Raw genomic sequence first — 21,208 nt, 5'->3', positions numbered from 1 at the left:
TCTCTTTCCTGTCGACTCACTCCGCCGCCTCCGCGAACCCGACCGACGCCATCGGCCGGAACTCATGCTTGTCCTTGCCGGAGACACGCTCCGACCACGGATCGACCTGCGCAAACTTCTGGCTGAAGACGAAGCGCTCGTAATAGGCCTTGCGCTTCTCGGCGTCGTTGAGGACCTGCTTTTTGATCTCGGCGGTGCCGATCCGTTTGGCCCATTTGTAGATGCGCTCGAGATAGCGCGCCTGCTCGCGGTACATCTGGACGAGCGCCCCGATCACCTCCAGCGCCTCGTCCTCGGTCTTTACCAGGCCGAGCACTTCGGTGCCTTTGATGTCGAGGCCGGCGGCGCCGGCGAAGTGGATCTCGTAACCAGAGTCGACGCAGACCACGCCGACATCCTTGCAGGTCGCTTCGGCGCAGTTGCGCGGGCAGCCCGACACCGCCATCTTCACCTTGGCCGGCGTCCAGGAACCCCACATGAATTTCTCGATGCGGATGCCCAGCCCGGTCGAATCCTGCGTGCCGAAACGGCACCAGTCGGTGCCAACGCAGGTCTTCACCGTGCGCAAGCCCTTGGCATAGGCGTGGCCGGAGACGAAGCCGGCCTTGCCGAGATCGGCCCATACCGCGGGCAGGTCTTCCTTGCGGATGCCCAGCATGTCGATGCGCTGGCCGCCGGTGACCTTGACCATGGGGATCTCGAACTTGTCGACCACGTCGGCGATGGCGCGCAGCTCGTCGGCGCTGGTCACCCCGCCCCACATGCGCGGCACGACCGAATAGGTGCCATCCTTCTGGATGTTGGCGTGCACGCGCTCGTTGATGAAGCGGGACTGATAGTCGTCGGCATATTGGTCGGGCCAATCGCAGACCAGATAGTAGTTGAGCGCCGGCCTGCATTTGGCGCAGCCGCAGGAGGTCTTCCATTCGAGCTCCTGCATGACGGCGGGAATCGTCTTCAGGCCCTTCGCCTTGATCAGGCGCCGTACGTCGTCATGGCCGAGGCTCGTGCAGCCGCACATGGGCTGCACCGCCGCAGGATTGTAGGCTTCGCCAAGCGTGAGCTTCAGCAACTGCTCGACGAGCCCCGTGCAAGAGCCGCAGGAGGCCGAAGCCTTGGTGTGGGCGCGCACGTCGTCGAGGCCGGTCAGCCCCTTGGCCGTGATCGCGCCAGTGATCTTGCCCTTGCAGACGCCGTTGCAGCCGCAGATTTCCGCATCATCCGCCAGTGCCGCAACGGCCGCCAAAGGGTCCGAAGAAACGCCTCCCTGGAACGCCTGGCCAAAGATCAGCGTGTCGCGCATTTCCGAGATGTCGGTCGCCTTCTTCTTGAGGTCGTTGAACCAGGCGCCGTCGCCCGTCTCGCCGAACAGCACCGTGCCGATGATGCGGTTGTCCTGCAGGACCACGCGCTTGTAGATGCCGGCTGATGCGTCACGCAGGATGATCTCCTCGCGATCCTCGCCGTCGGCGAAGTCGCCCAGCGAATAGAGGTCGATGCCGGTGACCTTGAGCTTGGTCGGCGTGTCGGAGTGAACGAAGCGCCTGTCCTCGCCATCCGCCAGCCCGGCCGCCGCGACCCTCGCCATCTCATAAAGCGGCGCGACCAGCCCATAGACATGGCCGCCGACTTCCGCGCATTCGCCGAGCGCCATGATGGCAGGATCGGAGGTCCGCACGCGGTCGTCGACGACGATGCCGCGATTGACGTCGAGCCCGGCCTCCTTGGCGAGCGCGGTGCTCGGCCGAATGCCGACCGCCATCACGACCAGCGTCGCAGGGATGATCGTGCCGTCCATCAGTTCGACACCCTCGACCTTGCCGTCGCCGATAATGGCCTTGGTGTTGGCCTTGGTCATCACCTTGATGCCGCGCGCCTCGACGGCTTTCTGCAGCAGGTAGCCGGCGGCCGGGTCGAGCTGGCGTTCCATCAGCGTCGGCATTACGTGCAGCACGGTGACGTCCATGCCCTGTTCTTTCAGACCCGCCGCGGCTTCGAGCCCAAGCAGGCCGCCGCCAATGACGACCGCCTTGGCGCGCGACTGCGCGGCAAGCAGCATGGCGTTGACGTCGTCGAGGTCGCGGTAGGTGAGCACGCCCGGCAGGTCCTTGCCGGGCACCGGGATGATGAACGGTACCGAGCCGGTGGCGATGACTAGCCGGTCGTAGCTCTCGGTCACGCCCTGGTCCGAGGTGACGGTCTTGGCGTCCCTGTCGATGGCGACGATCCGGTGGCCCTTGTAGAGGGTGATGCCGTGCTTGATGTACCAGCCATCGCCGTGGATGACGATTTCCTCGAACGCCTTCTCGCCCGCCAGGACCGGCGACAGCATGATGCGGTCGTAGTTCACGCGCGGCTCGGCGTTGAAGATGGTGACGCTGTAACGGTCGGGCGCCGCTTCCAGCAGGTGCTCCAGCATCCTGCCCGGCGCCATGCCGTTGCCGATGATGACGAGTTTTTCGCTCATGTCGGTCTCCGGTCTATTCGGCGGCGTAGGAAAGGGACGGTGTCTTGACGGCGGCCGCGCGCTCCATCCGACGGATGCTGAAGTGCATCCAGACCAGGCAGGAGACGACGATGAGGAAGAGCAGCATGAAGCAGCTCGACCAGACGCCGGTGACGTCGTTCAGCGCGCCGAAGGCGATCGGCAGGATGAAGCCTCCGAGGCCGCCGATCATGCCGACCACGCCGCCGACCGCGCCGACGCTCTGCGGGTAGTAGACGGGGATGTGCTTGTAGATGGCGGCCTTGCCGAGGCTCATGAAGAAGCCGAGCACGGAGGCGATGGCGATGAAGGCGAGCGGGCCGATCTCGAAGTGGAACGGGATCGGCCCGCTGATACCGCGCACCACGTAATCTGCCGAGGGGAGAGACAGAACGAGGGTCGCGACAGCGGAGACGCTGAAGGTCCAATAGAGCACGGTGCGGGCGCCGATGCGGTCGGACAGCACGCCGCCATAGGCGCGGAAGATGCTTGCCGGAATTGAATAGGCGGCGCCGATCATGCCGGCCGTGGCGATGCCGAATCCGTAGACGCCGATCAGGTAGCGCGGCAGCCAGAGCGACAGCGCCACGAACGCGCCGAAGGCGAAGAAATAGTAGAAGGCGAAGCGCCAGACCTGCAGCTTCTTCAGCGGCGCGAACTCCTGCCAGAAGCTCCTCGCCGGCGCCGCCTTGCCGGCGCGGCGCGCGCGGATGACCGGATCGTCGTTGGTGGTGAACCAGAAGACGATCGCCATGACGACCAGCGCCGCGGCCCAGATCAGCGCCACCGACTGCCAGCCCCAGGCAAGCAGCACGAGCGGCGCCAGGAACTTGGTGACCGCGGCGCCGACATTGCCGACACCGAAAATGCCGAGCGCCGTGCCTTGTCTGCCAGCGGGGAAGAAGCGCGAGACATAGGCGACACCGACCGCGAAGGAGCCGCCGGCGAGCCCGACGCCGAGCGCTGCGACCAGCATCTGCTGATAGGTGTGCGCGAAGGCGAGCAGGAAGGTCGCGACCGCCGCCGCGAGCATTGTCATCGTGTAGACCAGCCGGCCGCCATAGCGGTCGGTCCATATGCCGAGCACCATGCGCACGAGCGATCCGGTTAGGATCGGAGTCCCGACCAGCAAGCCGAACTCGGTCTCGTTCAGGGCGAGCTCCTGCTTGATGCGCACGCCGATGATGGAAAAGATCGTCCACACCGCGAAGCAGACGGTGAAGGCGATGGTGGACATGACGAGCGCCTGCCGGGAACTGTTGTCCTGGCTTTGCGCGGCTGGGAGGTTTGCGGTCATGGTCGGCTCCGGTTTGCGGCGTGGAAGACACCGCGTGTTGTGTTGGTCAGAGGCGTGGCATCGGTCAGCGCGCCGGGGCTTGCGCGGTCACTTGCGGACCCTTGCCTTCTGCTTCGTGGCTGGCGGGAAACAAGAGCAGCGCGGCGATGAACAGCACCGCCGTCAGCGCGCTGCTCGCCAGGAAATCGCGGCGGGTGAAATCCCTGAGCGAAGGTCCGATCCGTCTCGTCATCGTCATCTCCGGTCCAAAACGAAAAAAGCTGCCGTCCAGGCCCCCTCGCGTCCGTACATCGGGATCGCGCGGTGACCTGAGCGGCAGCTTTGCCTGTGGCGCCCGCCATTGGACGCCCATTCTGTTGCCCCGCGAAGGGCTCGGTTACTTCAAAGCACGAAGCGTGCCAGTTTTGCGAAAACTCAGAATTTCACTTAAAATCAATTGGATAGCAGAATCGGCCGGGGGTCGACCGGTGCGGCGGCGCGGTCAAAGAATGATCAGCAGCGCAAACATGCCGCATAAATTTTGTGCAATGCACAAGAATGGCGCGCAAATGATCAGGCGCGTTTCTGGCCGGCGATGTAGGCGTCGATCCGGTCCGGATCGAAGATCTGGCCGTCGAAAAATCCATCCGGGCCGAGCACGAGGCTTGCCCCTGCCGAACCGACCGGCGTCGCAACCTTCAGCGCGCCCTCGACCTTGGCATTGGCGCCCGGCAGCGCCACGCCTAGCGGCTTCAAGGCTGAGCGGTAAAGGTCGGGCCGGTAGCAGTCGCGGGCGATGGCGAGGTTTTGCGACGTGTGCGGCAATTGCCCCCAGCGCACCATCTGCGTGTAGAACCACAGCGCATGGCTCTTCCAGGGGAAGTTCGCCGCCTTGTCGAAAGGCAGGAAGAAATCCCCGACGCTTCGCTCGACGCCACCGCCCAGTTGAAGCCGTCCGGTGAGCGCCGGCATCTGGATCGCCTCCGGCTGGCCGAGGAAGGCGGGCCTCGCCATCAGCGCGGCCAACTCGCTGCGGTTCGCCGGATCCTGGCACCAGCGGGCGGAGTTATGTAGCGCTCTCAGCAGCGCCGCCAGCGCATCCGGGTTCTCCTCCGCCCAGGCTTTGCGCACGCCGAGCACCTTTTCCGGGCTGTTGCGCCAGAGCAGCGCCTTGACGGTGACGATGCGGCCGGTGCCGGCGGCGACCGAGGCGCTGTTCCACGGCTCGCCGACGCAATAGCCGTCGATGCGGCCGGCGGAGAGCGCATCGGCCATGAAGGGCGGCGGCACGATGACGATCTCGATGTCGCGATCGGGGTCGATGCCACAGGCGGCGAGCCAGTAGCGCAGTTCGTAATTGTGCCCGGAATGCGGATGCACGACCGCAAAACGCAGCGGCTCGCGGCCGGCAGCCGAGCGCTCGCGCACAAGCGCGCCGAGGGCCGCCCCGGCACGCACCGGATCGAGGTCGGGCACGGCGCCACGGGCCGTCATGCCGCCCCAAACGGCGTTTGAGACGGTGATGCAGTTGCCGCCGAGCCCGAGCGAGAACGGCACGATGGTGTCGGAGGCAAGCGGCGTCAGCCCGAGGCTGCAGGCGAGCGGCATCGGGCCCAGCATGTGCGCGACATCGAAATGGCCGATGGCGATGCGGTCGCGGATGTTGGCCCAGGAGGTCTCGCGCTGCAGCTTGAGCTCGATGCCTTCTCGGGCGGCAAAGCCCATCTCACCGGCCACGACGAGAACGGCGCTGTCGAAGAGCGGCATGAAGCCGGCGGTGATCTGATGCGCGGCAGTCATGCTCATTCGCCCTCCAGCGGATCCAGCAACCCCGCTGCGGTCACCAGGCTCTGGGCGATATCGGCGATCTTGCGGTTCTGGTTCATGGCGGTCTTGCGCAGAAGCGTGTAGGCAGCCTCCTCGCTCAACCGCCGCGACTTCATCAATATGCCCTTGGCCCGGTCGATGACTTTGCGGTTCTCCAGCTCGCTGCGCGCCTCCTCCAATTCGCGCGCCATGCGCGAGAAGGCGTTGAAGCGGCTGATGGCCATGTCGAGGATCGGTTTGATGCGTTCCTTCTTCAGCCCGTCGACCACATAAGCGGACACGCCGGCATCGACCGCCGCCTCGATCGAGGCTTGGTCGGAGCGGTCGACGAACATCGCGATCGGCCGCTTAACGGCGCGCGACAGCTGGAACATGTTCTCCAGCATGTCGCGATTGGGATTTTCCAGGTCGATGACGATCACATCCGGCTCGATCTCGCCGATGCGCCGGGCAATGCCGGCCACGTCATGGATCACCGTGACATGGCGATGGCCTGCGTCCCGCAATCCGGCCTCGATGATCGAGGCCCGGATGCGGTTTTCATCAATAACAAGGATGGTCAACGAACCGGCAGCCATGCGCCCTATTGTGCAGCCAGACCGGAATTGTGCAATGCGGGGTGGAGTAGTGAATAGAGTAGTCTCGGCGACGCGTTGACGTAAGCCAAGTGGCGCGACCTCCCTGATCGTCCGGCGCGGTGCTTGGCTTAGGCCCCCTTCAAAGGTACGTCCTTGTTTTATTCGCAACCGTTAAGTGGCTGAGGCGAAGGGCGGTTGACTTGTGATTTTTACGAGGTGCGTGAAGCCTTTTATGCCGGGCTAGTCTAGGGTTCTTGCTGGCGTGAGAGCAGACGCCGCAGCATCGGCTCGATGCGCGAAAGCTCATCGAGATGCACGGCCGACAATTTGGCCAGGCGATCATCGGCCAGAGGGGTGAGCTGCAGCAAAACGCGCCGGTGATCGCTCTTGTCCTGATCGCGTATAATCAGGCCTGCCTCGGCAAGGCGGTTCACCAGTTCCACCGCGCTGTGGTGGCGGATGCGCAGCCGCTCGGCGAGATCGCCCACCGCCACCGGTCCACCGCCCGGAAACCCCCTGATCGCCAGCAGCGCCTGGTGCTGGCGCGGCGTGAGGCCCGCCTCATTCGCCTGGACCTGGCTGAATTCGAGAAAGCGGCGGATCAGATAACGAAACTGCGACAGCCGCTGGTAGTCGGCCTGGCTGATGGCGGGGGGTGGTTTCGCCGGAGACGTCATTTTTCGACTTATGGCTCTTTCCACTCAAAGCTCAAACTCTTTTCAAAGTTCGGAGCCTGACGCAATCGTTGTTCAAAATGACGCGGATCGATGATCGAAAACGACCTTGAAGAATTATATCGTGTTACGATATGAAGCTGGCCGAAACCGGTCGGTCTTCGCGCCGCCAGAAAGCTCGGGCTCCCCAAAATGAAATCCGCTCACGCCGGCAACGGCCATCTTCGCGACTTCACCACCGATCCGCGCGTGCTGATCATCGCGGCCATTGCCGTCGTGGTGGCGATTGCCGGGCTGTTCGCCGGCATTGTGCTCCTGCAGCTCATCAGGCTTGCCACCAACATCGCCTATTTCGGCCAGTTCTCGCTGGCCGACCTTAAGCCCGAGAATTCACCGCTTGGGCTCGCCGCGGTGCTCGTGCCGGTGATCGGCGCGCTGATCATCGGCCTGATGGCACGCTTCGGCAGCGAGAAGATCCGCGGCCACGGCATTCCCGAGGCCATCGAGGCGATCCTTCTCGGGCGCTCGCGTCTAGACGCCAAGGTGGCAGTGCTGAAGCCATTGTCGTCGGCGATCTCGATCGGCTCTGGCGGACCGTTCGGCGCCGAAGGCCCGATCATCATGACCGGCGGCGCCATCGGCTCGCTGATCGCGCAGATGCTGCCGGTCAGCGACAATGAGCGCAAGACGCTGCTGGTGGCGGGCGCGGCGGCCGGCATGACGACGGTTTTCGGCACGCCGATCGCGGCAATCATGCTTGCCGTCGAGCTGCTCCTGTTCGAGTGGACGCCGCGCAGCTTCATCCCGGTCGCGGTCGCCGCGATCGTCGCGGAAGTCGAGCGCAGCCTGCTGCACATGCCGAGCCCGATCTTTCCGTTCTCAGGCACCATGGAGGCATCGATCGCGGGGCTCGGCGGCTGGGTGGTGGTCGGCATCGCCGCCGGGCTGCTTTCAGGACTGCTGACGCAATTGGTCTATGCCTGCGAGGACGCTTTCTTGAAGCTGCCGATCCACTGGATGTGGTGGCCGATGATCGGCGGCCTGGTGGTCGGCATCGGTGGGCTGATGGAGCCGCACGCGCTTGGTGTCGGCTACGACAACATCGCCAACATGCTTGACGGCCGCACGGTCGCCGCCGCCGCGCTGCTGCTTCTGGTGGTGAAGGCCGTCATCTGGGCGGTGGCGCTGGGATCCGGAACCTCGGGCGGCGTGCTGGCGCCGCTGCTCATCATGGGCGGTGCGATGGGCACAGTGCTTTCGGGCATCCTGCCCGAGGCAAGCCCCGGCTTTTGGCCGCTGCTGGCGATGGCGGCGACCATGGGCGGCACCATGCGGGCGCCGCTGACAGCGACCTTCTTCGCCACCGAACTCACCGGCGACACGCGTGTGCTGGTGCCACTGATCGCGGCCTGCGCGACCGCGCACGCGGTCACCGTGCTGTTGATGAAGCGCTCGATCCTGACCGAGAAGGTGGCGCGGCGCGGGCACCATCTCGTGCGCGAATATCGCGTCGATCCGTTCGCCTTGACCAGGGTACGCGATGTGATGACGACCAAGGTCGAGAGCGTGCCGGCGACGATGACGCTGCATAGCGCGGCGACCTTTCTGACCGCGCCGGACACGCGGCATCCGAGCTTCCCGGTGATCGACGATAATGAGCATGTGCTCGGCGTCATCGATCCACCGGCAATCCTGCGGTGGCGGCGCGCGGGCAAGCACCGTAAGGCGACGCTCGGCGAACTGCTCGGCGGCGGCAAGATCACGCTCGCTTATCCGGATGAATATCTGGAAGCGCTTTCCGACAAGCTGCTCACCGCCAATGTCTCGCATCTGCCGGTGGTCTCGCGCGAGGATGAACGGCTCATCGGCTATATCGGCTGGAAAGACATGATGCGGGTAAGGTCGAAAAAGCAGGCGGAGGAGCGCGATCGCACCGCCTTGCTGAGCTTCGGCGCCAAGCGCAAGGCGCAACAAAGCGTCAGCGACAGCGCGGTCTAGATGAAGACTTCGCTCGTCATCTGTGCGTTGGGGCATCGCTCTACCCTTCGCCTTGGTAGGATCGGCTTGGGTTCGGCTGCGCTGCCACTGCTCTATCGGCTGTTGGTCACTGAGGATAAGCTCCAGCCTGGCTGATAGCCCGGCCTGCAAATCCTGTGTCACCTAGATAAGCAGGCCGGGCTATTCAGGCATGTTGACGATCTTCCCAGAGCCAGCGCGTCTTCTAGCGCGCGGCTTCTTGCTTCCGCCGTTGGAAGGCATGCCTCGCTCAGAGTTTCTGGGATAAACAAGCACTGCCGAACGGCCGATCGCGATAGCGCAGGACACCGTCATTACCCTGAAGCGGCATTCGGAACCACTCTCGGTAAGCGCACGTTTACCTTCTAGGATAATTATCTCATGGAGGTAGTTCCGATGAATATCAAGATGTTCACAATGGGCGCCCTTGCGCTCGCAATGACCAGCGGTGCAGCAATGGCTGGGTCTACGTCTGCGCTCGATGACCCGGCCAAGATGTCGCCGTTCTTCACCGATGCCGGGATGAAGACCCTGAGATCGGAAGCCGATTTCAAAACGGCTTGGATGGCGATGAAACCTGACGAACGAACTGCGGTGCTGAAAGACTGCGGCGACGCCACGCTCAACAAGGCGCATGCCGATTTCTGCGCTATGGCCAAGAAGATGGGTGGCTAACTGGTTCTGACAGAAAGGCGGACCATGGTCCGCCTTTCTGTTACCATCCCAGAGCCAAGGAGCCGCAGCGGCAACCTGTCAATTCAGCGTTGGTTCACCCATCATCTCGATGAGAAAGGATGCGGCGATTAGATCGTCCCTTCAGGGTGTAGCCAGTTAACGAAGGCCCGTCGCTTACGCTCATTAGCTGCGACGGGCTTTTTCCATTTCACGGGATGTGCGGTATAATTCCTCCCACGCGGGGAATGGTCTTCGCCCCCGTCTGGGAGGGGAACATGGCGAATTCAAAATCCTTGTGACGGGGGCTTCCGTCAAACATCGCGAGCCAATGGAACATTCGGGATGGCAAACCGTTGGCGGCCCATGGCTAAGCAACCGACCAAGGATAGCGGCTCGTACTTCGAATTCGATGTTATGCGCGCGGCGTTCCAGCGCGGGTGGACGAGGACCACGCACCCGAAGACCAGTGGCGACCGCGTGCGACTAAGCTAGTCCGCATCATGACCGGCGACGATTACGTTGACCCGAACATGGTCGAATGGATCGTACGTAAAAAGCCCCAGCGCTGAGGGGGATCGGCGCTAGGGCTTTTAGGCATGTACGCTGTACTAGCATGACCTTGTGTGAGCCTGCGCTAATATTGTGAAAGAACGGTGAATAGCGCGCATCTCGCCTCCGCCTTTGGCCCGGCAGTTCGGCGATCTGTTGGGGTAGCGTTGGGTTGAACCGCCGGGCCTAGCAGACTCCCAGGCGTGGGAGAGTCGGCCGATGAAGAGGTTACATTAGCAAGTCTGCATGAATATCACGGTTGGTTACATTCCACCGATTCTCGATCCCAATGCTGTGCAGCCAGGCGGCCCGGCGCGAAGCGGGGTAGGCTCCATGGGCCGGGCCTGACCGGCGGGGACCAGGTCCCTGCACTGGTCGACCATGAGGCGATTTCCGCTCTGGGTCACAGAACCGGGCGTGTTGGCTTCCTCGGTTCCGGCAAGCTGTTACACGGATTTGCGGCCAACGCTGCTAAGCGCCAGTCCCTCTGGCACATCTCCCTTGCCAGTAACTCATTGCGATCATCATCAGCGGTCGCTCGACCTTTCTTCGCGGCAAGCAGATAGTCCGCTCTATTCGTGCGGTAGTCTTCTTCTTTGGCAATCATGGTTTCCTCCCGGATTCCGCAGGCATTGCCCTCCTTCTGGCCTGACGGGGGAACACACTAGCTGCCGATAAATCGCGCGAGTCCACCAATTGAGGATTGTGTAGAACGATATATCCGGGCAGCGGGCTGCCGAACTCTAGGCGGTGTAGACAGCGGGGCGACCGCAGCATGCGAGCTCTTAACATTTGTAGGCGCGCCCGGCCGGCTGTGAGCCCATGATTACTTTCTTGGCCCACGTGCCGGGCCGAGACCCCACTTCACCCGCTGGCTTCGGCCGGCGGGGTTTTTTGCGCGACTCCTCTTGGTCGAGACGGTTCGGCCAGAGAGACAAGCGGCCCGGTCGGAGATCGCGGAACGTTCAAAGATCACCTCTTGAAACGGAATTTAGACGCCCCTAACTCATTTTTTGCCTGATGCCGCTATCGGGTCCTGGCACGGGAACAACGGTCCTGTCATGGATCGAGTTCGGTTCATGTCGCTCGCTCGGAGGATGTGTTCCGGCGTTTGCCGAACCTCTCTCCTCGCGTTTGCGAGTCAACTCTTGGCCGGCTCGGTCTCTGCCTAACCGCCTCCCGATTGCCTTCGATCCAGTTCGCTTCCGGTGCACTCTTGCTTCGCGCGTTGCGCCGCCTGGTCGTAAAGCGAAGGAGGATAGCCATGCTCTTATCGGATTTGGGCCGCGTCAGATTCGATCCGTTTCTGGAAATGCGGCGCATGCAACAGGAAGTGTATCAGCGTTTGGCCGGCCTGACGGCCAGTGCGTCCGAGGAGTTTCCCCCGGTCAATCTTTGGGTCGGCAGGATAGCGTAGCGCTGACGGCCGAACTGCCTGGGATTGCGCCCGACTGAACGGACCCGCTCGCGACCCGTATTCGTGCCGCGCGCCGATATCTATGAGACGCAGGACAATGTCGTCCTTCTCATCGATATACCCGGCGTCGGCTCGGATGGAGTGGATATCACCCTCGAGAAACGGACACTGGCGATCCGTGGCTACGCGGCAGATCAACAGCATCAGAATTATCGTCGCCGAATATAGCGCCGGCGATTATGAGCGCGTCTTCACTCTATCCGAGGACATCGACCGCGATGGCAGCGAGGCGTCGCACAAGAACGGCGTCCTGCGTCTAGTGCTGCCGAAGGCGGCGCCGGCCAAAGCCCGCAAAATTCAACTCAAGACGGCTTAGCAGTGGGGGCTAGAGGAGGTTAACGATGGGGATCAAAGACCTGATCCCAACGTGCTCGACCTGCCGAAACCGGCAACCGAGTGAGCTCGGGCTGCTGGGCGCGATCGCAGCCCTGCGTAAGCGGGCCTGGGTGCCGGGTCGCGATATTTTTGTCAGGGACAACACTGGTCTGAACAAGTATTTGGCCGTGGCCTTGCTCGCGCATCTTCCGAAACCGGGCGGCTGGCGGGGGACGCGCTCCTTCGCCAGATCGATGATCAAGGATCGCCTCCGACACGGATTGTCATGCCACGGCATTCGAGCGATACAGCGAATGAGCATGCCTCGGGGCAGGATGTGTTTCAGCTCTTTGATCATGGAATGTCGGCCTTTGTGCTTCGCATAAAAGGCAGTTCGGAATGTCTCGAATTTCGACTTCCAAGAAATGAGCTTCAAAGGAGCGTTATCTTAGAGCAGCGAACAACAATTCTATCCTGCCGGAAGAGGCGCTCCAGGTCGGCCCGCCGGCGCTGCCAATCTGAAACGTCCACCTTTGGCGTCATCACCTCGAAGACGACAATTTGGTCGCTGTTTGTTTCTCCGCCCTCCTTCCAAAGACCCTGCGCAGGTGCCTGGAGAACTTGAAGCGAGCCGCTAGCTCTTCTTTCAAAGGTCGAATTCTCTCCCGGGAAGGGTTGACCCTGGTTGTCTGAAAAGCGGCAAGAGGATTTGGACGCGATACATAGCAATGGCCGCCGTGCTGCGGGTCTCAGGTGAATCTACTTGCGACGGGTGTGATCTGCGGATCGGCTCGATAAAGGAAACGGGCGACGCTCGCCCGTTGTTGTCACACTTAGCGATGTCGGGGTCCAAAATACGTCGTTCCGCCGTTGGACCGAGCCGCTACCTATTCAACTCCCTAGGCGCGTTTCACTCCCTCGCGTGAGTCAAAATGCGGAATAGCACCCACTGAGAGATCGCTTCGCGCAACCTGGTGAAAAGGTTGCCTTCTTTGTCGATGGCGGACCGAACTTGAACAGCAGCCCATCCGGCTTTCATCGTCCCGCCGACATGGCAATGGCAGACGATAGCGTGCAGCTGCCAGTCCGAGAGCTCGAAGAAGCGCTTGGCTTCGCCATAGGTGTCGTTTTTCAGTCCTTCAGCGCGCAACGTCGGATCGGCGAAAGCGATGCTGAGCGCGGAGCCCCTTGACTGGGCCTTGTTGCGCACATCCAAGGTCATGTATTCCGTGCCGGGGAAAGCGGCGAGGCACTGTTCGGGATTTTGCTCAAGCAGCCTTGCCCAATGTTCCAGGCGCTGATTGCGTGTCATAGCCTGAAGCGATATCGCGACCTGCGCGACCTCATGCAGTTCTTCGATTGTTTGATGTTTCATGGCCGTCTCCTCTTGGCGAGGCGCTCTGCCTGCACAATGCACAGGTCGGAATGGCCTCAGTCGTCCCTATGCATGCGAACCTGCAATGGGTCGGGAAGTTCCGTGGCCGGAAAAATTTGACGCCACCCTGCATTGCCCCCGATGTCTCGGCGGCTGAGACCATCATGCAACGAGCTAGTGGGATGCTTGGACTAGTCGTTGGAGCAAGGGGTAGTCCTTCAAATCTTTGTAAGGGGTGATATCCAGATCCCCTGGTACGCGGCGCAGCTGTTCCTCATCGATCGCTTTCTAGTGCCCCTTGATGACGCTTTGATAGTGCCGCCAGGTCAGGCCAGCCCCTCTGACGGCGTCTCTTTCGACGCGCGAGGCGATTTGGTGGGCATGCAGATAATGCAGCCGCAACTCGTCCAATAGCGCTTTTTCAACAATTTCGTGGCGCACCAAGAAGGGTTCCAGGCGGACGTCCTTACCTCTCCATCTGATGGTGCGCGGCAGGTGGCGATCGATATAAACCGTCGCTGCATCCCTGCTGTACCCAGCGATGTAGGGTATGTCGAACTCGTGGCTGACCTTCACCCCTCGTCGGCGAGCGCGACCTCCGCCTCGATGTTGCATTGCGCCCATTCCGCCGGCGCGTTCATCGCCGGCTCGAGCTTGATCGACTTCTCGGTGCGGCAATAGGCGATTGTGCCCGACGCTTCGTCATCGATGCGCTCGACTAGCCCCAACGCTTCCATCTCCTTAAGCCGCCTCGACAAGAGGGCGGACGAAATGTTGCCTTCTCCTTTGCGAATGTGGTTGAAGCGGGTCGAGCCGTTCCAAAGCTCCGTCAGGATCTGGGTCGTCCAGCGCGGCTCCAGGAACTTGCAGGCGCGCGAGATCGGGCAGAGCAATCCGTAAGGCCGTCGCGTCATGGCTCATCGATCGCTTCCGACAGTCTTGTCCAGATGTCAGTTTGGCCATTGAGGATATCCCGCGTGAACAATGCCTGACGGCCGTATGCCGGCGGCGCCTCGACATCGTCATTGCGCCGGAGATCGGCCCCGTCACGTCGTGCCGCACTGAAATCCTGTGGCAGGAGCGTGTCTTCGTTCTATTGCCTGCCGGTCATCCGCTTGCCGAAAAGCAGGTGGTCACATGGACGGATCTTGCGGGAATGCAACTGCTCGTGCGGGTCGCAGCGAGCGGACCGTTGCTGCACTTCGCTGTGCTGGAAAGCATGGTCGCCGACGGGTGCCGCCCAGCTGTCAAGTTGGGCCAAGCCGGCCTAGCGAGCATCGTCTTCAATCCAAGGCATTGCTCTGGCTGGAGAAAGCTTCGCGCGAACCGTCGCAATCGGTGCGACGGCATGGAAACCTCTTGAAGGCCCCAACAACGTCTATTCGGTCAGAGCTTGGCTTGAAACGAATCCAAAACGCGCCGTTTTGCGGTTGATGGGCCTTGCCAGAAAAATGGCGAATACGACCCATAGTCCGGGAATCTCGCAAAGCGCATGCTCTCGTTAGGGCCTTCCAGCGGCTCGCCCATAGATTTCGGTCCGGAGTAACATCGCATTAGACACGTCCCGCGCGGAGCGCTTCCGTCAATGGCGGAGCGAGCGGAAACGCAGTTATGTCACCCAGCAACAACGGGTTGCTTTGCTGTCCGCCGCGATCGCGGCGTCGCCAACAGCTCGAAGGCGTCATGCCGAAAGCCCGCGCTGATTCCCCTCAGCGCTGGGGCCTTTTCGTATGATCCATTCGACAATTTCTGGGTCAGCGATCTTCGAACGGGTATCGGTGCGGACAAACTGCTTGGCTATTTCTCGCCACTAGCCTTCCGGGATTTTCCCGTCGCCGACCTGTGGTCGAAAAGCCGACCTGAGATATCGGCATCCATCGCCGACAGGTGTGATTCCGCCATCGAAATGCCCTGAAAAGCGCTGGGCGAAAACACTACAGCGCAATTCTACCGGGCACGGCCCTCCGCTACGAGTCCGAGATGAAAAGGCTGTCGCGACTAATAAGCGTGAGCGGCTGGCTCCTTCAAACTAGATACACCCCTGAAGGATCGACCATTCAAACCCGGAGCGGGAGTTTCGTGATTGAGATTCTGCCCGAGGCGTAATTTTGGAACCAAATCTCCGATGGCGCGTTGGGCGGCTTGCCGGGCGGTGTATCTTCGCCCGCGCAAGGGGCGCATTCCATCGGGCACACGTAATTCGGTCAACTACTGGGTTGGGGAGTAGGTCTGTGAGCGTGCAGGCATCAAGAGCGCAACTCGACCGTCGTCAAATTCTAAATTCATTGAAGGCCTTTCGGCGAGGCGATTTTTCGGTTCGCATCGACAATGTCTATGACGGAATTGATTCCGATATTGCCGACGCCTTCAACCAAATCGTCGAACTCAATGACCAGGTGACGAGGGAGTTCGAGCGGCTAAGCAGGGTGGTTGGCAAGGACGGAAGGATCGGTGAGAGAGGCCACGTCCGCAATGCTACCGGCAGCTGGGAATCGAGTGTCAGGTCGGTCAACGATCTCATCGAGGACATGGTTCAGCCGACAGCCGAAGTAGCTCGCGTCATTGGTGCCGTCGCAAAAGGCGACCTTTCCCAGACGATGATGGTCGAAATCGACGGCCGCCCGTTGCGCGGCGAGTTCCTCCGCATCGGCAAGATCGTCAACACGATGGTGGGGCAATTGGCTTCTTTTGCCTCCGAGGTCACGCGCGTGGCGCGGGAGGTCGGGACGGAAGGAAAGCTCGGCGGCCAAGCGAAAGTGAAGGGTGTAGCTGGGACGTGGAAAGATCTGACCGACAACGTCAATGCTATGGCCACCAATCTTACGGGTCAGGTGCGCAACATCGCCGAAGTCACCACGGCGGTCGCTTCCGGGGATCTGTCGAAGAAGATCACGGTCGATGTGAAGGGCGAGATCCTCGAGCTCAAGAACACCATAAATACGATGGTGGATCAGCTCAATTCGTTCGCTTCGGAGGTGACGCGCGTTGCACGCGAGGTCGGTACCGAGGGCAAACTTGGTGGCCAGGCACGAGTCGAGGGCGTCGGCGGCACCTGGAAGGACCTGACCGACAATGTCAACTCAATGGCCGAAAACCTTACCGGCCAAGTGCGTAACATCGCAGAAGTTACCACGGCGGTCGCACTGGGCGACCTGTCAAAGAAGATCACGGTCGATGTGAAGGGCGAAATCCTCGAGCTCAAGAACACCATAAATACGATGGTCGATCAGCTAAACTCCTTCGCTTCGGAAGTCACGCGCGTTGCACGCGAAGTCGGCACCGAAGGAAAGCTCGGAGGCCAGGCGCAAGTTCGTGGCGTCGCCGGTACGTGGAAGGACCTGACCGACAACGTCAATTCGATGGCCGAGAATCTGACCGGTCAGGTGCGTAACATCGCCGAGGTTACGACGGCGGTTGCCTCAGGCGACCTGTCGAAAAAGATTACTGTCGCTGTGCAGGGCGAAATCCTGGAGCTCAAAGACACCATCAACACAATGGTGGATCAGCTGAACTCATTCGCCTCGGAGGTTACCCGCGTGGCGCGCGAAGTGGGCACGGAAGGCAAGCTTGGCGGCCAGGCCGAGGTGAGGGGTGTGGGCGGCACCTGGAAAGACCTGACCGACAACGTCAACCTGATGGCTGCCAACCTGACTGGCCAGGTTCGAAATATCGCGGAGGTGACGACAGCGGTCGCCCGCGGCGACCTTTCCAAGAAGATCACCGTCGACGTCAAGGGCGAAATCCTGGAACTCAAGGACACCGTCAACACGATGGTCGACCAGCTGAACTCCTTCGCCTCCGAAGTCACGCGCGTTGCTCGCGAAGTGGGATCGGAGGGCAAGCTCGGCGGCCAGGCTCATGTGGAAGGCGTCGGCGGCACGTGGAAAGACCTGACGGACAATGTCAACGCCATGGCCGGCAATCTGACTGTCCAGCTGCGTGACGTGTCCAAAGTGGCGACCGCGATCGCCACCGGCGACCTTACGCAAAAAATCACCGTCGATGCCTTGGGAGAAATCCTGCAGATTAAGGATGTGATCAACACGATGGTTGATCAGCTGAACTCCTTTGCTTCGGAAGTCACGCGCGTCGCGCGCGAAGTTGGTTCGGATGGCAAGCTTGGCGGCCAGGCCCAGGTCCGTGGCGTGGCCGGCACCTGGAAGGACCTGACCGACAATGTAAACGCGATGGCGGCCAACCTTACAGGTCAGGTGCGCAACATTGCAGAAGTGACGACCGCTGTCGCGCTCGGCGACCTTTCCAAGAAGATCACCGTCGACGTGAAGGGCGAAATCCTCGAGCTCAAGTCGACCATCAACACCATGGTCGATCAGCTGAATTCCTTCGCAGGCGAGGTGACGCGTGTGGCGCGCGAAGTTGGCACCGAGGGAAAGCTCGGCGGTCAGGCTCAGGTGCGAGGGGTCGCCGGCACCTGGAAGGACCTGACAGACAATGTGAACTCAATGGCCGAGAACCTTACCGGCCAAGTTCGCAATATCGCCGAGGTGACGACTGCGGTCGCGCGAGGTGATCTGTCGAAGAAAATCACTGTGGACGTGAAGGGTGAAATTCTCGAGCTCAAGTCGACCATCAACACCATGGTCGACCAGTTGAATTCCTTCGCGGGCGAGGTCACGCGCGTGGCGCGCGAAGTCGGCACCGAAGGAAAGCTCGGCGGTCAGGCCGAGGTGCGAGGCGTGGCAGGTACCTGGAAGGATTTGACCGACAACGTCAACCTGATGGCTACGAATCTCACCAACCAGGTGCGCGGCATTGCCGATGTGGTGACTGCTGTCGCGCAAGGCAATCTCAAGCGAAAGCTGACAGTGGACGCCAAGGGCGAAATCGCCTCCCTCGCGGATACCATCAATGGCATGATCGAAACGCTTGCCACCTTTGCCGACCAGGTCACCAATGTTGCGCGCGAGGTCGGCATCGAGGGCAAGCTAGGCGGCCAAGCACGCGTGCCGGGCGCAGCCGGTCTCTGGCGCGACTTGACGGACAACGTCAATCAGCTCGCCGCGAATTTGACCACCCAGGTCCGCGCCATCGCCGAGGTCTCGACGGCGGTCACCAAAGGCGATCTGACGCGCTCTATCAGCGTCGAAGCCTCCGGCGAGGTGGCCGCGCTGAAGGACAACATCAACGAGATGATCCGCAACCTCAAGGATCAAACACTGAAGAACGCCGAGCAGGACTGGCTGAAGACCAATCTCGCGCGCTTCTCGCGAATGCTTCAGGGGGAGAGGGATCTGGCCACAGTGTCACGCCTGATCATGTCCGAACTCGCACCGCTCGTGAACGCTCAGTACGGCGTGTTCTATGTAACCAATCGTGACGAGGACGAGTCTTACCTGGAGTTGGCCGCTTCTTACGGCGCCGAGAGCAGGGCGTCGATCAAGCAACGCTTGGATCTGCGCGAAGGACTCGTGGGCCAAAGTGCTGCCGACAAGCGCGCCATCTTGCTCGATAATGTTCCGCCAGACTTCCTGCGTGTGACGTCCGGTCTTGGCAGCGCGTCGCCTGCGAACGTCATCATTCTTCCGGCCTTGTTTGAAGATGAGGTGAAGGCCGTCATCGAGCTAGCATCCTTCAGCGAGTTCCGCGACACGCACCAGTCATTTCTTAATCAGCTGATGGAATCCGTCGGCATCGTCCTCAACACCATCGCTGCAACGATGAGGACGGAGGGACTGCTCAAGCAGTCCCAGTTGCTGACATCCGAACTGCAGGCCCGCCAGACCGAACTGACCAAAAAGCAGGAAGAACTGCACGCCACCAATGAGGAACTCCAGGAAAAAGCTCAGCTTCTGGAAAACGAGAAGAAACAGGTCGAAAACAAAAATCTCGAGATCGAAATGGCACGCAGGGCGCTGGAGGAGAAAGCCGAGCAGCTTGCGCTCACGTCAAAGTACAAATCCGAGTTCCTTGCCAATATGAGCCACGAGCTCAGGACCCCGCTCAATTCGCTGCTCATCCTGTCGAACCTGCTTGCGACCAACCAGCAAGGCAATCTCAACGACAAACAGGTCGAGTTTGCGCGCACCATCAATTCGGCGGGGACCGACCTACTCAGCCTCATCAACGACATTCTCGATCTGTCCAAGATCGAGTCCGGTACCGTCTCGATCGACATCAACGACATGCCAGTTGCGCATCTTCGTCAGCACATGGAGCGGACGTTCCGCCAACTGGCGGCAGACAAAGGACTTGGCTTTACCATCAATATCGATCCCGCCCTTCCGGAGACTGTCCGAACGGACGAGAAGCGCCTTCAGCAAATTGTCCTGAACCTCCTATCGAACGCCTTCAAGTTCACATCTGAAGGTCAGGTCAGCCTCAACTTTCGTGTTGAGAAGACCGCGCGTCGCAGCGGCACTAAGCAGCCAATGAAGGCGTTGGCCATTGCCGTGACTGACACCGGGATCGGGATTCCGGAAGACAAGCAGAAACTGATCTTCGAGGCGTTTCAGCAGGCTGATGGCACGACCAGCCGCAAGTATGGGGGGACTGGTCTCGGTCTTTCGATAAGTCGCGAGATCGCACGCCTGCTTGGCGGCGAGTTGAGAGTTGAAAGCATACCTGGAAAGGGATCGACATTTACGCTTGTCATTCCCTTGGATGGTCCAAGCGCTGCTGCGGCGACCCAACCGGAACTGCTTCCATCCAGCGAAGCAATCGCCGCCACTGTAGCAACGACTGGTTTGCCTTCAGCGGAATTGCTGGACGATCGGGATGTCATAGCGGCGGAAGACCGGGTCGTATTGATTGTTGAGGACGACCCGACTTTTGGCGGCCTCCTTCTGGGCTTGGCTCGATCAGCTGGATTGAAAGGCGTACTGTCGACTGCAGGCTCGGGAACTTTGGCGTTGGCGCGCAAGCTGGTTCCCGATGCGATCACTCTGGACCTTGGTCTTGCCGACATCGACGGGTGGGTACTCTTCGACCTACTGCGACACGATCCGAAGACGACAGGCATTCCAATTCACGTGATTTCGGGCGCGGAGGACCTTGAGGATTTATCGCGCAAAGGCGCGGCAAGCATCTCGACCAAGCCCGTATCGTCCGATGAGCTGATGAAGGTGTTTCAGGAAATTCATTCGAGAAAGCTTCGCATCCAGCGACGGGTGCTCGTAGCCGATGCCGATTCCGAGCGGCGCCTTTCCTTGGTTGAAACTATCCGAGACGGCGTCACCTCCGTGACGGCGGTAAGTCGTGCGGCTGCCGCTGACGACATAGAGCTCGCTTCATTTGACGCGATAGTCCTCGGCCTCGGAAGGTCAGCCAAAGACAATGCGCAGGCGCTCGATGAGCTTGCCGACCAGTTTTCCAATGGTCTGCCTCCGCTTCTCTTGTTCGCGCCGCACTCGGACGCGATTGAGCAGGTGGTGGCGTTGAATCCGGTTTGGAATGATGTGCCACGGGCAGAGAACTTCGCGCAATTGGCTTTGCATATTTCTGCGACGCTGCCCGGCGGATTACGTGAGGACAACTGGGCGTCGGACGGGCGCACCGATGAAAGGTCCAGTCTCGCGGGCGCCAAAGTCCTGATCGTCGATGACGATATCCGCAATATCTATTCTTTGACGAGTGTCCTTGAAACGTACGATATCGAAGTCCTCCACGCCGAGCGCGGCCGCGACGGCATTGCCCTGCTGGAAGAGAACCCCGACATAGACGCAGCGTTGATCGACATCATGATGCCGGAGATGGACGGCTATGAGACGATGCGAAGGATTCGCAACACGCCTGCCATCGCTCACATCCCGCTGATTTCGGTGACGGCCAAGGCAATGAAAGGTGATCGGCAGAAGTGCTTGCAGGCCGGCGCTTCCGACTACATCGCCAAACCCGTTGATCTCGACCTGTTGCTGGCGCTGCTGCGAGTCTGGATCGGTCGCTCCCGGGCCCGAGCCGAGACGCCCCAAGATTTGCTGATGTCCGCAAATTGACGGGGGTCC

The 21,208-nt window shown here is 61.0% G+C and carries 17 protein-coding genes; 7 read left to right on the top strand and 10 right to left on the bottom strand.

What is annotated here, in order from left to right; translation table 11 throughout:
• Positions 1 to 16: 16 nt before the first annotated feature.
• The 6 genes from nirB to DPM35_RS29050 all read right to left on the bottom strand — a co-directional run bounded on the left by nirB (position 17) and on the right by DPM35_RS29050 (position 6,843).
• Positions 17 to 2,467: a nitrite reductase large subunit NirB gene (nirB, locus tag DPM35_RS29075; RefSeq protein WP_112130829.1), complete on the bottom strand. Its 2,451-nt coding sequence runs from the start codon at positions 2,465 to 2,467 to the stop codon at positions 17 to 19.
• Between the two features lie 13 nt (positions 2,468 to 2,480).
• Positions 2,481 to 3,782, bottom strand: a complete 1,302-nt coding sequence (locus DPM35_RS29070) for an MFS transporter (protein ID WP_112130827.1) — start codon at positions 3,780 to 3,782, stop codon at positions 2,481 to 2,483.
• Positions 3,783 to 3,846: 64 nt separating this feature from the next.
• Positions 3,847 to 4,014 (bottom strand): twin-arginine translocation signal domain-containing protein, encoded by a 168-nt coding sequence (locus DPM35_RS29065; RefSeq protein WP_112130993.1) that lies wholly within the window; start codon positions 4,012 to 4,014, stop codon positions 3,847 to 3,849.
• 320 nt (positions 4,015 to 4,334) lie between these two features.
• A complete protein-coding gene (locus tag DPM35_RS29060; protein WP_181592214.1) occupies positions 4,335 to 5,561 on the bottom strand; it encodes a CmpA/NrtA family ABC transporter substrate-binding protein in 1,227 nt (408 codons plus the stop codon).
• A 2-nt stretch (positions 5,562 to 5,563) separates the two neighbouring features.
• Entirely contained in the window at positions 5,564 to 6,166 is a 603-nt protein-coding gene (locus tag DPM35_RS29055; RefSeq protein ID WP_112130823.1) for an ANTAR domain-containing response regulator, read from the bottom strand.
• 245 nt (positions 6,167 to 6,411) lie between these two features.
• A complete protein-coding gene (locus DPM35_RS29050) occupies positions 6,412 to 6,843 on the bottom strand; it encodes a MarR family winged helix-turn-helix transcriptional regulator (protein WP_112130821.1) in 432 nt (143 codons plus the stop codon).
• A 189-nt stretch (positions 6,844 to 7,032) separates the two neighbouring features.
• On the opposite strand from DPM35_RS29050, the gene DPM35_RS29045 reads away from it, so the two are divergent.
• Both DPM35_RS29045 and DPM35_RS29040 read left to right on the top strand, forming a co-directional pair.
• Positions 7,033 to 8,838: a chloride channel protein gene (locus tag DPM35_RS29045; protein WP_112130819.1), complete on the top strand. Its 1,806-nt coding sequence runs from the start codon at positions 7,033 to 7,035 to the stop codon at positions 8,836 to 8,838.
• A 414-nt stretch (positions 8,839 to 9,252) separates the two neighbouring features.
• Positions 9,253 to 9,531: a hypothetical protein gene (locus DPM35_RS29040; protein WP_112130991.1), complete on the top strand. Its 279-nt coding sequence runs from the start codon at positions 9,253 to 9,255 to the stop codon at positions 9,529 to 9,531.
• A gap of 952 nt (positions 9,532 to 10,483) precedes the next feature.
• Here the strand turns inward: DPM35_RS29040 and DPM35_RS29035 are convergent.
• Positions 10,484 to 10,687 carry a hypothetical protein gene (locus DPM35_RS29035; protein WP_112130818.1) on the bottom strand — a complete coding sequence of 68 codons (204 nt, stop codon included), beginning with the start codon at positions 10,685 to 10,687 and terminating at the stop codon, positions 10,484 to 10,486.
• 657 nt (positions 10,688 to 11,344) lie between these two features.
• Here DPM35_RS29035 and DPM35_RS32635 point away from each other — a divergent pair.
• Together DPM35_RS32635 and DPM35_RS32710 are read left to right on the top strand one after the other, a co-directional pair.
• On the top strand, positions 11,345 to 11,497 hold the full coding sequence (locus tag DPM35_RS32635) for a hypothetical protein (protein WP_181592205.1): 153 nt from the start codon (positions 11,345 to 11,347) through the stop codon (positions 11,495 to 11,497).
• Between the two features lie 178 nt (positions 11,498 to 11,675).
• Entirely contained in the window at positions 11,676 to 11,873 is a 198-nt protein-coding gene (locus tag DPM35_RS32710) for an Hsp20/alpha crystallin family protein (RefSeq protein ID WP_198419736.1), read from the top strand.
• Between the two features lie 909 nt (positions 11,874 to 12,782).
• Here the strand turns inward: DPM35_RS32710 and DPM35_RS29015 are convergent.
• From DPM35_RS29015 to DPM35_RS29005, 3 genes are all read right to left on the bottom strand, one after another.
• A complete protein-coding gene (locus DPM35_RS29015; protein ID WP_112130813.1) occupies positions 12,783 to 13,247 on the bottom strand; it encodes a hypothetical protein in 465 nt (154 codons plus the stop codon).
• A gap of 288 nt (positions 13,248 to 13,535) precedes the next feature.
• Positions 13,536 to 13,823 (bottom strand): hypothetical protein, encoded by a 288-nt coding sequence (locus DPM35_RS29010; protein ID WP_181592204.1) that lies wholly within the window; start codon positions 13,821 to 13,823, stop codon positions 13,536 to 13,538.
• Entirely contained in the window at positions 13,820 to 14,161 is a 342-nt protein-coding gene (locus tag DPM35_RS29005) for a winged helix-turn-helix transcriptional regulator (protein ID WP_112130811.1), read from the bottom strand. Before DPM35_RS29005 ends, DPM35_RS29010 begins: the two co-directional genes overlap by 4 nt.
• Between DPM35_RS29005 and DPM35_RS29000 the strand changes: the two genes are divergently transcribed.
• From DPM35_RS29000 to DPM35_RS28995, 3 genes are all read left to right on the top strand, one after another.
• Positions 14,140 to 14,610 (top strand): LysR substrate-binding domain-containing protein, encoded by a 471-nt coding sequence (locus tag DPM35_RS29000; protein WP_112130809.1) that lies wholly within the window; start codon positions 14,140 to 14,142, stop codon positions 14,608 to 14,610. The two genes, DPM35_RS29005 and DPM35_RS29000, sit on opposite strands and share 22 nt — an antisense overlap.
• A gap of 222 nt (positions 14,611 to 14,832) precedes the next feature.
• Positions 14,833 to 15,162 (top strand): hypothetical protein, encoded by a 330-nt coding sequence (locus tag DPM35_RS32275; RefSeq protein WP_146768010.1) that lies wholly within the window; start codon positions 14,833 to 14,835, stop codon positions 15,160 to 15,162.
• Between the two features lie 322 nt (positions 15,163 to 15,484).
• Complete coding sequence (locus tag DPM35_RS28995; RefSeq protein WP_112130990.1) at positions 15,485 to 21,199, top strand: HAMP domain-containing protein; 5,715 nt, start codon at positions 15,485 to 15,487, stop codon at positions 21,197 to 21,199.
• The last annotated feature ends 9 nt before the right edge of the window (positions 21,200 to 21,208 follow it).

This window comes from Mesorhizobium atlanticum (genome assembly GCF_003289965.1).
Classification (GTDB): Bacteria; Pseudomonadota; Alphaproteobacteria; order Rhizobiales; family Rhizobiaceae; genus Mesorhizobium; species Mesorhizobium atlanticum.
The sequence above is the reverse complement of the archived record's forward strand: the minus strand, read 5'-3'. Positions and strand labels throughout refer to the sequence as shown.

Excerpts from the sequence above, each read along its gene's own strand:
- DPM35_RS32635 (WP_181592205.1), top strand. The coding sequence starts at position 11,345 with ATGCTCTTATCGGATTTGGGCCGCGTCAGATTCGATCCGTTTCTGGAA.
- DPM35_RS29065 (WP_112130993.1), bottom strand. The coding sequence starts at position 4,014 with ATGACGAGACGGATCGGACCTTCGCTCAGGGATTTCACCCGCCGCGAT.
- DPM35_RS29055 (WP_112130823.1), bottom strand. The coding sequence starts at position 6,166 with ATGGCTGCCGGTTCGTTGACCATCCTTGTTATTGATGAAAACCGCATC.
- DPM35_RS32275 (WP_146768010.1), top strand. The coding sequence starts at position 14,833 with ATGGCGGAGCGAGCGGAAACGCAGTTATGTCACCCAGCAACAACGGGT.
- DPM35_RS29060 (WP_181592214.1), bottom strand. The coding sequence starts at position 5,561 with ATGACTGCCGCGCATCAGATCACCGCCGGCTTCATGCCGCTCTTCGAC.
- nirB (WP_112130829.1), bottom strand. The coding sequence starts at position 2,467 with ATGAGCGAAAAACTCGTCATCATCGGCAACGGCATGGCGCCGGGCAGG.
- DPM35_RS29015 (WP_112130813.1), bottom strand. The coding sequence starts at position 13,247 with ATGAAACATCAAACAATCGAAGAACTGCATGAGGTCGCGCAGGTCGCG.
- DPM35_RS29040 (WP_112130991.1), top strand. The coding sequence starts at position 9,253 with ATGAATATCAAGATGTTCACAATGGGCGCCCTTGCGCTCGCAATGACC.
- DPM35_RS29045 (WP_112130819.1), top strand. The coding sequence starts at position 7,033 with ATGAAATCCGCTCACGCCGGCAACGGCCATCTTCGCGACTTCACCACC.
- DPM35_RS29035 (WP_112130818.1), bottom strand. The coding sequence starts at position 10,687 with ATGATTGCCAAAGAAGAAGACTACCGCACGAATAGAGCGGACTATCTG.
- DPM35_RS29005 (WP_112130811.1), bottom strand. The coding sequence starts at position 14,161 with ATGACGCGACGGCCTTACGGATTGCTCTGCCCGATCTCGCGCGCCTGC.
- DPM35_RS29050 (WP_112130821.1), bottom strand. The coding sequence starts at position 6,843 with ATGACGTCTCCGGCGAAACCACCCCCCGCCATCAGCCAGGCCGACTAC.
- DPM35_RS29070 (WP_112130827.1), bottom strand. The coding sequence starts at position 3,782 with ATGACCGCAAACCTCCCAGCCGCGCAAAGCCAGGACAACAGTTCCCGG.